This window comes from Pseudarthrobacter sulfonivorans, from assembly GCF_001484605.1.
Classification (GTDB): domain Bacteria; phylum Actinomycetota; class Actinomycetes; order Actinomycetales; family Micrococcaceae; genus Arthrobacter; species Arthrobacter sulfonivorans_A.
The window spans coordinates 4805598-4817665 of the sequence record NZ_CP013747.1 but is presented as its reverse complement, the minus strand read 5'-3'; the positions used below and the strand labels follow the sequence as shown (position 1 = coordinate 4817665).

The window sequence follows — 12068 nt, the reverse complement described above, 5'->3', positions numbered from 1 at the left end:
AGTTAATCTGCTCGAATCACCCTGCGCGCAATCATCAGGGCCTAATCAGGGGGCATCTGTTACAAATGCGCACGGTATGATATTTGGAGGCCGACGCCGGTAGCCGAGCCCTTTAGGGGCGGCGGCAGACCCGGGGCGTTGCCGGGACCTCTTCTGATGACCATTGGCGGGCTGCCCGGCGAACGGCCGCAAGACACAGCTGCACCGCCAGACAGAACTGCCAACCAGAACGGGTGACTGCCACCGTGAGCACAACAGATACGCCGCTTAATGCTTCCCGCACCAGAGGGGGAGCCGGGTTCGCCCGTAAGGCCAAGGCGTATTTCGCCCTCACTAAGCCGCGTGTCATTGAGTTGCTTCTGGTCAGCACCCTGCCCACCATGATCTACGCCGAGCGCGGTTTCCCGCCGATAGGTCTGATCCTGGCCACGCTGGTCGGCGGCGCGTTTGCTGCCGGCAGTGCCGGCGCCTTCAACTGCTACCTTGACCGCGACATCGACAAGCTGATGCACCGGACCGAGAACCGTCCGCTCGTCACCGGCGAGGTGACCCCGCGCGAGGCGCTGGTGTTCTCCTGGCTGCTCGGGGCAGCCGCCATTGTTATTCTCTGGTTCGGCGCCAACCCGCTGGCCGCGTGGCTCGGATTAGCCGCAATTTTCTTCTATGTAGTCATCTACACCATCATCCTCAAGCGCCGCACCGCACAGAACATTGTGTGGGGTGGAGCCGCGGGCTGCTTCCCGGTGCTGATCGCCTGGGCCGCCGTGACCAACACCGTCGAATGGCCGGCCGTCATCCTGTTTATGGTCATCTTCCTCTGGACGCCGCCGCACTACTGGCCGCTTTCGATGCGTTACGGCGAGGACTACCGCAACGCCAACGTGCCCATGCTGGGGGCAATTGCCGGCGCCAAGGTGGTTTCCGTCCAGGTGGTCCTCTACGCCTGGGCCATGGTGGCCTGCTCGCTGCTGCTGGTCCCCGCCGGTGGCGCGGGCTGGGTCTACACGGCCACCGCAGTGTTGGCGGGTGCATGGTTCCTTTACGAGTCGCACTCCCTCTACAACCGGGCGCAGCGCGAGGACATCTCGGACAAGCGCGCCATGAAGGTCTTCCACGGCTCCATCAGTTACCTGACGCTGCTGTTCATCGCACTGGCCGTGGATCCGTTCGTCGGATCAGCGATCATCGGTTAACAGCACCCCCACCCAACGCTCTCTCACTAGTCCGAAAATGGAGGGGACGTGACCGCGGTCGGTGCGCACTGTGGTGCACTCCGTCGTGGTCTGGCGGGTGTTGGTGTTGGTATGAAGACGGGGTAGGGTCAGGCTGCGGGTGCGAGGGTGACGGTGTAGCCGAGGGCTTCGAGCTGGCGGATGTGGCCTCGTTTTCTGCTCTCGGGGTCGGTGCGGCGGCTGAAGTAGTCGGGGCCGAGGTCGTTGAACCGGGCGTCCGGGTCTTGGAGCAGGTGCCAGATGATCACGAGGATGGAACGTCCGGTGGCGACGATAGCGCGTTTCTTGCCCCGCCGCCGCGCGATCCTCTGGTGGCGTTCGCCCAGAAAGGTGTGAGTTTTGCTGGCCCCGACGGCGGCCTCGCCCAGGACCCGGGCGAGATAGCGGTTGCCGTGTCCGGTCGAGCCGTTTCCCTTGGTCTTCCCCGCGGAGGAGTTGATGCCCGGGGAGAACTTCGCCCAGGAACACAGGTGCCCCGCGGTCGGGAACCGGGTCATGTCTACCCCGATTTCGGCGATAATAGCGGCAGCAGCGACGGGGCCGATGCCCGGGATCTCATCCAGGCGTTCCGCTGCCGCCGCGAAAGGGGCCAACTGCCCCTCGATCTGTTCATCGACCGCGGCGATATCGGCATCGATGCCGTCGATCCTTGCCAGCATCCGGGCCAGCAGGAAGGCGTGGTGGTCATCAAATTGGCCGGTGAAGGCCTCCTCAAGTTCGCTGATCTTCCCCCGCATCCGGGTCCGGGCCAGCTGCGCGAGCCTACTCGGGTTCCGTTCGCCGGCGATGAGCGCCGCCATCATTTCCCGCCCGGACACCCCGAAAATATCCGAAGCGACGACGGAGAGCTTGATGCACGCGTCCTCGAGGAGTTTTTCGACCCGGTTCTTCTCCGCGGTCCGGGTTCCGACCAGATCAGCGCGGTACCGGGTCAGGTCCCGCAGCCGGCGGATCGGGGCAGGCGGGACGAAACTGGGCCGCAGCATCTGCCGCTCGGCGACCTTGCACAGCCACACGGAATCGAGCACGTCCGTCTTCGGCCGGCCCGGCAGATGCTTCACGTCGCGGGCGTTGACCAGCCACGGCTCGAGCCCGTGCGCCTCCAGGAGGTAAAACACCGGCTTCCAATAGTCCGAAGTCGCCTCCATCACGACCCGCTCGATCCGGAGGTCCACGAGATGGTTGGCCAGCTCCATCAACGACCGCGTCATCGTGGAGTGCGTGGACACCTCCTGCAACCGTTTCCTCCGGTCCCCTTCCGCGGGGACCCGGACACAACACACGAGTTCGGCCTTGCCAATGTCGATCGCGGCGACTCTGGCAATGATCTGATCCTCATCCTGGGTTTCAGCCAGCATGGCTACTGCTCATCTCCTCACAGAGCGGAACTTCTGATTATCGAAGCGGCCGCCCGCGGGGATCACCGGGAAAAATCGGAATCTAGTCCTCGTTCTCGGTAAAAGGAAACAGTGAAGGGCCCACGGCGTGATCCCCGGCGCCCGGCTTAATGACGGACTGAAAGAACCATAGTGACTACGGCGTCGGCAGGCGACCACAGGCACATTTTCAGCCCGGAACGGGCGCCCCGCAAGGGGCATACAGGCTTAATGTGGGTTTCTTGCCGACCCTCTATCAGTACCTGCAGCTTTCTTAGCGACCCTCTCTCACCAACAGTGAAGGAGGGTCGCTTCTTTGTCTCCAGGAGGTAAGGGAAGATCCTGCGAAACAACGCAGGGAGTGAGAGAGGGTCTGCCCACTTCCTGCATTAAGTGAGAGAGGGTCCTTAAATGCGGGGTGCCACGGTTCGTCGGGAACCGTGGCACTCCTGTTGGGCAAAAACAGTGGAGGCTACGAGACCGGGCTCGAGCGGGCGAGGTCGGCGGAGTTTGTTGCCGCGCTCATCAGCAGCGCCGCCCCCAGCATGTGGGCGCCCACCAGCAACGCGGGGATGCCGTTGTAGTACTGGGTGAAGCCGATGACGGCCTGCAGCAAGGTCACGGAAAGCAGCAACAGGACGGACGTGCGGAACGGGCCCTGGATCCGGCCGACAATGACCAGCACCAGTGCGAACAGTGTGCCGGCCGTGATTACGTACGCCGGAACGGCATGGATGTGGGAGAACAGGTCCCAGTCGAGGCCGTTGCGGGGCGCGTCGGCGTCACCGGCGTGGGGACCGGAGCCGGTCACCACTACGCCGAGCATTACGGCGAGGGCGGAGAAAAGCCCGACGGCGGCAGTCACCGGACGCATAACGCCCGGCAAGGCGGGGAGCTGGACGCTGGCATGGCGGCCCGTCCTGCCGTAGGCCCGGTTGACGAGCAGCGTGGCAATCACCACGAGGGCCATGGAAACGAGGAAATGCAGGCCCACCACCCACGGATTGAGGTTGGTCAGCACGGTGATGCCACCGATCACCGCCTGTGCCGGGATGCTGGCCAGCAGGCCCAGCGCCAGCAGGAAGAGGTCCCGGCGCTCCTTGCGAAGGTTCCACAAGTACACAAGCATGGCCAGCGCAACTGCCGCCAGTGCAAACGTCAGGAGCCGGTTGCCGAACTCAATGAAGCCGTGGATCCCCATTTCGGCAGTGTTGACCAAAGAGGTCTCGGTGCAGCGCGGCCAGGTGGGGCAGCCGAGGCCGGATGCAGTCAGCCGCACCGCGCCGCCGGTCACCACTAGCAGCGTCTGGCCAACCAGGGACGCCACCGCGAGGCGGCGGACGCTGGCGTCCACGGTTCGGGGCAGCCTCGCGATAAGGCGGCCGGCGATCTGGGGGAGGCGTGAAGCCGTGCTCACGGATATCTCAATTCCACTTGAACCAACGGATGGCTGCTGCTCCGGCAAGAACCGTCCAGAGCAGCAGGATAAGCGCGGCGCCGCCGTTCAACGAGCCGTGCAGGAAAGCTTCGCGCATGGCCTCGCCGAGTGCGCCGGAGGGCAGGTAGTGGACCGCTCCCTGCGCCAGTGCGGGCAGCCGTTCCGCGGGAATGACTATCCCTCCCAGGGCGCCCAGCAGGATCCACAGCAGATTGGTGATGGCCAGGGTTGCCTCGGGCCGGACTGTGCCTGCCACCAGGAGCCCCAGCGCGGTGAACGCCACGGCGCCCAGGGCCAGCAGTGACAGCCCAGGGAGCCAGCCGGAGGCAGGCGGCTGCCAGCCCAACGGAAGCGCCACCAGCGTCACCACTGCCACCTGGAGGCAGAGCACCGCAAGAACGGCCAGCACCTTACCCGCGATGAGGCCTTCGCGGCCCAGGGGTGTGGTGGACAGGAACCGGAGAACCCCGTACCGCCGGTCAAAGCCGGTGGCGATGCCCTGCCCGGTGAAGGCCGTGGACATGGCGCACAATGCCAGGATGCCGGGGACGGCCACATTGATGCGGCTGGCTCCGAAACCGTCCAGGAAAGGAGTGACGGTGAGCCCCACCAGCGCCAGAAGCGGCAGGACGACTGCAAGGATCAGCTGCTCGCCGTTCCGGAGCATCGTCAGTGATTCGTACTTACCCTGCAGCAGGACACGGCGCAGCAGCGTGGCCGGTGCTCCCTGGGCGGCGGTGGCTGTGGGAGCCGTCATCGGATGTCCTTTCCCGAGATGTCCAGGAAGACATCTTCCAGGCTTCGTGCCGCCAGGCTCATGGAACCGGGCATCACGCCGTGGGCTGCCCACCAGGCGGTCAACGACGCGAGATCGCGGGGTGTCAGTGCACCCGAGGCCACGTAGCTTCCGGCCCGTGTTTCAGAGACGGCGATGGCATCGGGCAGCACGCCGGTGAAATCCAGCCCCGGGGGAGCCTCGAACACCAGGGTGCGGACGTGGTCGGTGCCGGCCTCCACAGCCGGGTCCCGCTGCAGCAGCTGGGAAACTGTTCCCTCGGCGACGTTCCTGCCGGCGTCGATGATGTACACGTAGTCCGCCAGCCGCTGGGCGTCGTCCATCAGGTGTGTTGTCAGGATGATGCCCATCCCGGCCGCCCGCAGTTCCGAGATCAGCTCGAAGACCAGTTGCCGGGACTGGGGATCCAGGCCGGCGCTGGGCTCGTCCAGGAATAGGACTTCCGGATTGCCGATCAGTGCTGCGGCGAGGGCCAGACGCTGCTTCTGCCCACCGGAGAGTCTGCGCACGCTGGTCCTGGCGAAAGTATCAATGCCGAGCCGTTCCACCAGTTCGTCAACTGAGCGGGGCCGCGCGTACATTCCGGCGATGTGCCGCAGAAGCGGGATGGGACGGGCCGACGGCGGGAGGCCGCCGTCCTGAAGCATCACGCCTACGCGGGACCGCAGGTCAGCGCCCGAACGGCCCGGATCCTGGCCGAGCAGCGAGATGCTGCCGCCGCTGCGCTTCTGCAGGCCCTGGGCGCATTCGATGGTGGTGGTCTTTCCGGCTCCATTGGCGCCCAGGAGGGCCGTGACCTGGCCGCGTTCGGCCATAAGGGATACGCCGTTGACCACCCGGAGCATTTTTCCGTCCAGGCTAGCCAGCGGACCAACATCCTTAATTAACCCGCTGATGGACAGAACCGGGGATTCGGGGGATCGCACCCCAGCATTCTACGCGATGTAGTACTGGCGGCCCCGCAGTGGACCCCGGCCGCAGGTCAGCCTGACCTTACTAGTACGGGGGAGTAAATTACGACATGATTGTGTTGTGTATTCCATGACCAATGCTGCTGCCGTGCCGTTTGCCGGGCACCGAGCGCCGCGTACCGCCGCTGACCGCGGCCACGTGGCCGCTGTTCCGGTGGCGGACTCGGACGAGCGTACACGGGACCGGGTCCTTGGTGCCGTGCTTGAGCACGGCCCCATCAGCGCGGCGGAACTCGGCGACATGCTAGGTTTCACACCCGCAGCGGTCCGGAGGCATCTTGATCATCTGGCCCGCAGCGGGGTTATTGAGGTCAAGCGCGTGGCCAAGGCCGGCGCCGGCGCGGGACGTCCCGCCCGCCGCTACGTCCTGAGCTCGCAGGGCCAGTCCACGCTTGGCAACGATTACCTCGACATCGCTACCCTCGCGCTCAAGCAGCTCCAGGCAGTGGCGGGTGACGACGCCGTCCGCGCGTTCGCCGTCGAACGTTTTGCCGACATGGAACGCCGGTACGCACCGGAGGTCGAACAGGCCGGACCGGACATCACCGCCAGGGCGCAGGCACTGTCCGCGGCGCTGAGCCGGGATGGCTTCGTGGCGTCGGCCGCCTCGATCGAGGCCAAAGCCCCGCTGCCGGCAGCACTCTCGAGCGTCCAGCTGTGCCAGGGGCATTGCCCCATCCAGCAACTCGCCGCCCAGTTCCCGGTCTTCTGCGACGCGGAGACCGAAGTGTTCTCCCGGCTGGTAGGCGTCGACGTGCGCCGCCTGTCCACGCTGGCGCGCGGTGGACACGTCTGCACCACCCACATACCCACAGGCCGGCTGGCTGCCGGGGGACCCCAGGTCCCGCAGGCAGCCCCCGCCAGCCTGGATGAAGTAACCAACCATCAGCAAGAAAGGCCGTGATGACGGACCAACTATCAGAGAAAGCGGTAGCCGAAGACACTGTGATCTCGGAGATTCTGGAAAAGAATCCCGAGCTCCACGGCATCGGCACGTACGAGTACGGCTGGTCCGACAAGAACGACGTCGGCGCCAACGCCCGCCGCGGGATCAATGACGAGGTCGTCCGTGACATCTCGGCCAAAAAGAACGAGCCGCAATGGATGCTCGATCTTCGCCTCAAGGGCCTGAAGTACTTCGACCGCAAGCCCATGCCCACCTGGGGTGCAGACCTCTCCGGCATCGACTTCGACAACATCAAGTACTTCGTGCGGTCCACCGAGAAGCAGGCCACCAGCTGGGAGGACCTGCCCGAGGACATCAAGAACACGTATGACAAGCTCGGCATCCCCGAGGCCGAAAAGCAGCGCCTGGTTTCCGGCGTCGCCGCTCAGTACGAGTCCGAGGTCGTCTACCACCAGTTGCGTGAGGACCTTGAAAAGCAGGGCGTCATCTTCCTGGACACCGACACCGCGCTGCGCGAACACCCGGAGATCTTCCAGGAGTACTTCGGCACCATCATTCCCGTGGGCGACAACAAGTTCGCGTCGCTGAACACGGCCGTCTGGTCCGGCGGTTCCTTTGTGTACGTCCCCAAGGGCGTCCACGTGGACATCCCGCTGCAGGCATACTTCCGCATCAACACGGAAAACATGGGCCAGTTCGAGCGCACCCTGATCATCGCCGACGAGGACTCCTACGTCCACTACATCGAAGGCTGCACCGCGCCGATCTACACCTCGGACTCGCTGCACTCCGCCGTGGTGGAAATCATCGTCAAGAAGGGCGCCCGCGTCCGCTACACCACCATCCAGAACTGGTCCACCAACGTGTACAACCTGGTGACCAAGCGTGCCATCTGTGAAGAAGGCGCCACCATGGAATGGGTTGACGGCAACATCGGCTCCAAGGTCACCATGAAGTACCCGGCCGTTTACCTGGTAGGCGAGCACGCCAAGGGCGAGACCCTGTCCATTGCCTTCGCCGGCGCCGGACAGCACCAGGACACCGGCTCGAAGATGGTGCACATCGCGCCGAACACGAAGAGCTCCATCATTTCCAAGTCCGTGGCGCGCGGCGGCGGACGTGCTGCCTACCGCGGCCTCGTCCAGGTCCGTGAAGGTGCCAAGCACTCGGCGAACACCGTCCGTTGCGACGCGCTGCTGGTGGATACCATCAGCCGTTCGGACACCTACCCGTACATCGACATCCGTGAGGATGACGTGGTGATGGGCCATGAAGCAACTGTTTCCCGGGTCAGCGAAGAGCAGCTCTTCTACCTGATGTCCCGCGGCATGCGCGAAGACGAGGCCATGGCGATGATCGTCCGTGGCTTCATTGAGCCCATCGCCCGCGAACTCCCGATGGAGTACGCACTTGAGCTGAACCGCCTGATTGAACTGCAGATGGAAGGGTCCGTCGGATAACGATGACTGAAATCACTACTGAAAAGGCCCGCATCGGCGCGCCCTCGGCCCAGCCGTTTATTAACGGTTTCACGGAAGAGGGCGAAAGCCTGTCTCCGATCAACTCGAACGCTTCCAAGGCCCCGCTGGCCGGCGAAGCCGTCAAGCGCCACTCGCACGGCGGCGGCGTCGGCATTCCGGACAGCTCACGCGCCGGCCGGCTGACCTCGTACAACCTCGCGGACTTCAAGCCGCTCACCGGGCTTGAAGAAGACTGGCGTTTCACCCCCCTCAAGCGCCTGCGCGGCCTGCACAGCGAGGTCCTGGCGGGAGTGGCTCCCGCCGTCACCGTCAGCGGCCCGGAGCAGGTCACGGTTGAGACCGTGGCACGCGGCGACAAGCGCATCGGTTCGGCCGGCATCCCGGAAGACCGCGTGTCCGCCAACGCCTGGGAGAACTTCAGCGAGGCCACCGTCATCACCATCCCGGCCGAGTTTGAAGCCGACACCGAGGTCACCGTCGTGATCGAAGGCACCTCCACGGAGGCAGCCGCCCAGCACCTGGTGATCGTGGCGGAGAAGTTCTCCAAGGCCATTGTGGTCCTGAACCACCAAGGCTCGGCCGTGGTGTCCGAAAACATCGAAATCGTTGTTGAAGACGGCGCCAACCTCACGGTTGTCTCGCTCCAGGAATGGAACGACGACGCCGTCCACGCCTCCTCCCAGCAGGCAAAGATCGGCCGCGACGCCAAGTTCAAGCACGTCGTGGTCAGCCTCGGCGGAGACCTGGTCCGCGTCACGCCGTCCACCCGTTTCACCGCCCCCGGCGGCGAAGCGGAAATGTTCGGCCTGTACTTCGCCGACGCCGGCCAGCACCTGGAGCAGCGGCTCTTTGTTGACCACGCCGTGGCGAACTGCACCTCCAACGTGCTGTACAAGGGCGCGTTGCAGGGCCGCAATGCCCACGCAGTGTGGGTCGGCGACGTCCTGATCCGCAAGGAAGCCGAAGGCACCGACAGCTACGAGGCCAACCGCAACCTGCTGCTCACGGACGGCGCCCGCGCCGACTCCGTGCCGAACCTCGAGATCGAAACCGGCCTGATCAAGGGAGCCGGCCACGCCAGCGCCACCGGCCGGCTGGACGACGAGCACCTGTTCTACCTCATGGCCCGCGGCATCCCCGAGGATGTTGCCCGCCGCCTGGTGGTCCGTGGCTTCCTGCACGAGATCATCCAGCAGATCAAGGTACCGGCCCTCGAAGAGCGGCTCACCGAGGCTGTTGAGCGCGAACTCGCCGTGACGAACAACTAGACGGCGCGGAAAACAGATGACTGACCAGCCAAAGGGCGAATTTGTCTGCAAGACGGATGAAATCCAGCTCAAGCAGGCGCTCCGGATCCTGATCGATGACTACCCGGTAGCCATTGTGAAGGACTCCATGGGAGACATCCACGCCATCGGGGACACCTGCTCGCACGCGGACATCTCACTGTCCGAGGGCGAAGTGGAAGGGTGCATGATCGAATGCTGGGGCCACGGCTCCCAGTTCGACCTGCGCAGCGGTGAGCCGCTCCAGCTGCCCGCCTACGATCCCGTCCCGGTGTTCGCCGTCGAGATCGTCGGCGACGAGGTCTACGTGGACTTCACGAACGTGCTCAACGGAGCGGAAGCCCCGAACTTCAGCTAGCAGCATCCCCGGCGCGAGCCGGACACCAAGCAACAGAATCAAACTTCCAGATACAGACCGCACCACCGCCGGAGGGCGCGGTGCAGAGGAGAACAAGACCTATGTCTACTCTTGAGATCAAGGACCTGCACGTCAGCATTGACACGGAGCAGGGCACCAAGGAGATCCTGAAGGGCGTCAGCCTGACCATCAAGACCGGTCAGACCCACGCCATCATGGGCCCCAACGGTTCAGGCAAGTCCACCCTGGCATCCACCATTGCCGGGCACCCGCGCTACAAGGTCACCAGCGGAACCATCACGCTCGACGGCGAAGATGTCCTCGCGATGACCGTTGACCAGCGGGCCCGCGCCGGCGTCTTCCTGGCCATGCAGTACCCCGTGGAGGTCCCCGGTGTCAGCATGACCAACTTCCTGCGCACCGCCAAGACCGCCATCGACGGCGAAGCACCCAAGCTGCGCACCTGGACCAAGGACGTCAAGGCGGCAATGGCCCAGCTTCGCATCGACGCAGACTTCGCCGAGCGCAACGTCAACGAGGGCTTCTCCGGCGGCGAGAAGAAGCGCGTGGAGATCCTCCAGCTGGAACTCTTCAAGCCGAAGTTCGCCATCCTGGACGAGACCGACTCGGGGCTGGACGTTGACGCCCTTAAGGTTGTCTCCGAAGGCGTCAACCGTGCACACGAAACGGGCAACATGGGCACGCTGCTCATCACGCACTACACCCGCATCCTGCGCTACATCAAGCCTGACTTCGTCCACGTCTTCGTCGACGGCCAGGTTGTCGAAGAGGGCGGCCCGGAACTGGCTGACCGCCTCGAAGACGAAGGCTACGACCGTTACGCCACGGGCGCCGGCGCAGCCACCATCGCTGCTGCCGCACAGGCCTAGATAGGACTTGCCATGACCGAAATCAATGCGGCCCGCACGGGCCTCGAAGATGTCGAAGAGGCACTCAAGGACGTCATCGACCCGGAACTCGGTGTGAACATCGTGGACCTCGGGCTGTTGTACGGCCTGAAGTACTCCGACGACGACGGCGCGCTGCTGATCGACATGACGCTCACCACGGCCGCCTGCCCGCTCACCGATGTCATCGAGGAGCAGGTAGGCAAGTCCCTTGACGGCGTCGTTGACGACTGGCGCCTGAACTGGGTGTGGATGCCGCCTTGGGGTCCGGAGCGGATCACCGATGACGGCAAGGACCAGATGCGGGCCCTCGGCTTCAACATCTGAGTTTTCACCGCTTAAAGTACGACGACGGCCGGTCACCTCCCCAGCGGAGGTAGCCGGCCGTCGTCGTCCTCGATGGAATCAGAGAATGGGCGCCGAGAATGTGTCGCACTGGTTGATGTCGCCGGTCTGGTAGCCGGTGTAGAACCATTTCTGCCGCTGTTCGCTGGATCCGTGCGTCCAGGCCTCGGGCGAGACCTGTCCGGTGGCGGCTTCCTGGATCCGGTCATCGCCCACCGCTGACGCTGCCGACAGGGCATCGTTCAGGTCCTGCTGGGTGATCGGTTCCAGGAACGGCTGGCCGTCGGGTCCGGGCTGGGTTGAGGCGTGCTTTACCCAGAGGCCGGCATAGCAGTCGGCCTGGAGTTCCACGCGGACGGCGCCCGACTCGGGGCCCTGCGGGTCCTGCTGCGCGCGGTCGATGTACCCCAGCACGTTCTGGATGTGGTGGCCGAATTCGTGTGCCACCACGTACTCCTGCGCCAGGGGACCTCCCGAGGATCCGAAGCGGTCCACGAGATCCTGGAAGAACCCGGGATCGAAGTAGGCGGTGCTGTCAGCCGGGCAGTAGAAGGGGCCCACCGCGCTGGAAGCCGTCCCGCACGCGCTGTTGACGGCCTGGTCGAAGATCACAGTCTCCGGCTGCGGGTACTGCACGTTGTATTGCTGGAGATACGCCGGCCAGAACGCGTTCAGGCTGTTCACCGTGCCGGTGATCCGGCAGTCCAGCCGCGCGTCGGCGTCGGCCCCCGTGGTGCAGGCCGGGGCCGTGCCCTGGTTCTGATCAGCCGTGCCCGCCCCGCCGGTCAGGCCTTCGAGCAAGGCGGGGTTGACGCCAAGGAGCACAGCTATCAGAAGGACGATTCCGCCACCGATGCCGCCGCCGACTTTGGCCCCACGGCCCATGCCACGCCGGTCCTGAACCTGGGAAGGGTCCAGCTGCACGTTGTCATTGAAGCTCATGAAGTCACAATAGCCCTTAGCGGCACCA

The 12068-nt window shown here is 64.7% G+C and carries 12 protein-coding genes; 7 read left to right on the top strand and 5 right to left on the bottom strand.

Going from position 1 to position 12068, the window contains the following annotated elements; all coding sequences use genetic code 11:
* Window positions 1-233 precede the first annotated feature (233 nt).
* Window positions 234-1193, top strand: a complete 960-nt coding sequence (locus AU252_RS21955) for a heme o synthase (protein WP_056339805.1) — start codon at window positions 234-236, stop codon at window positions 1191-1193.
* Window positions 1194-1321: 128 nt separating this feature from the next.
* Here the strand turns inward: AU252_RS21955 and AU252_RS21950 are convergent, their stop codons facing one another.
* The 4 genes from AU252_RS21950 to AU252_RS21935 form a co-directional block, all read right to left on the bottom strand.
* Window positions 1322-2590, bottom strand: a complete 1269-nt coding sequence (locus tag AU252_RS21950; RefSeq protein ID WP_058930130.1) for an IS110 family transposase — start codon at window positions 2588-2590, stop codon at window positions 1322-1324.
* Window positions 2591-3080: 490 nt separating this feature from the next.
* On the bottom strand, window positions 3081-4025 hold the full coding sequence (locus AU252_RS21945; protein WP_058932514.1) for a COX15/CtaA family protein: 945 nt from the start codon (window positions 4023-4025) through the stop codon (window positions 3081-3083).
* 7 nt (window positions 4026-4032) lie between these two features.
* Window positions 4033-4803: an ABC transporter permease gene (locus AU252_RS21940; protein WP_058932513.1), complete on the bottom strand. Its 771-nt coding sequence runs from the start codon at window positions 4801-4803 to the stop codon at window positions 4033-4035.
* Window positions 4800-5768: an ABC transporter ATP-binding protein gene (locus AU252_RS21935; RefSeq protein ID WP_056339818.1), complete on the bottom strand. Its 969-nt coding sequence runs from the start codon at window positions 5766-5768 to the stop codon at window positions 4800-4802. The genes AU252_RS21940 and AU252_RS21935 overlap by 4 nt, the downstream gene beginning before the upstream one ends.
* A 106-nt stretch (window positions 5769-5874) precedes the next feature.
* Here AU252_RS21935 and AU252_RS21930 point away from each other — a divergent pair, with 106 nt between their 5' ends.
* The 6 genes from AU252_RS21930 to AU252_RS21905 all read left to right on the top strand — a co-directional run bounded on the left by AU252_RS21930 (window position 5875) and on the right by AU252_RS21905 (window position 11080).
* Entirely contained in the window at window positions 5875-6717 is an 843-nt protein-coding gene (locus AU252_RS21930; protein WP_240484253.1) for a helix-turn-helix transcriptional regulator, read from the top strand.
* Window positions 6717-8180, top strand: coding sequence for a Fe-S cluster assembly protein SufB (gene sufB, locus AU252_RS21925; RefSeq protein ID WP_056339821.1), 1464 nt, complete (start codon window positions 6717-6719; stop codon window positions 8178-8180). Before AU252_RS21930 ends, sufB begins: the two co-directional genes overlap by 1 nt.
* A 2-nt stretch (window positions 8181-8182) precedes the next feature.
* Window positions 8183-9469, top strand: coding sequence for a Fe-S cluster assembly protein SufD (gene sufD / locus AU252_RS21920; protein ID WP_058932512.1), 1287 nt, complete (start codon window positions 8183-8185; stop codon window positions 9467-9469).
* A gap of 16 nt (window positions 9470-9485) precedes the next feature.
* Window positions 9486-9845, top strand: a complete 360-nt coding sequence (locus AU252_RS21915) for a non-heme iron oxygenase ferredoxin subunit (protein ID WP_056339825.1) — start codon at window positions 9486-9488, stop codon at window positions 9843-9845.
* A gap of 101 nt (window positions 9846-9946) precedes the next feature.
* Window positions 9947-10735, top strand: a complete 789-nt coding sequence (gene sufC, locus AU252_RS21910; RefSeq protein ID WP_058932511.1) for a Fe-S cluster assembly ATPase SufC — start codon at window positions 9947-9949, stop codon at window positions 10733-10735.
* Window positions 10736-10747: 12 nt separating this feature from the next.
* Window positions 10748-11080, top strand: a complete 333-nt coding sequence (locus AU252_RS21905) for a metal-sulfur cluster assembly factor (protein ID WP_056339832.1) — start codon at window positions 10748-10750, stop codon at window positions 11078-11080.
* A 78-nt stretch (window positions 11081-11158) separates the two neighbouring features.
* On the opposite strand, the gene ypfJ is transcribed toward AU252_RS21905, so the two are convergent.
* Window positions 11159-12040 (bottom strand): KPN_02809 family neutral zinc metallopeptidase, encoded by an 882-nt coding sequence (gene ypfJ / locus AU252_RS21900; RefSeq protein WP_058932510.1) that lies wholly within the window; start codon window positions 12038-12040, stop codon window positions 11159-11161.
* Window positions 12041-12068: the final 28 nt, after the last annotated feature.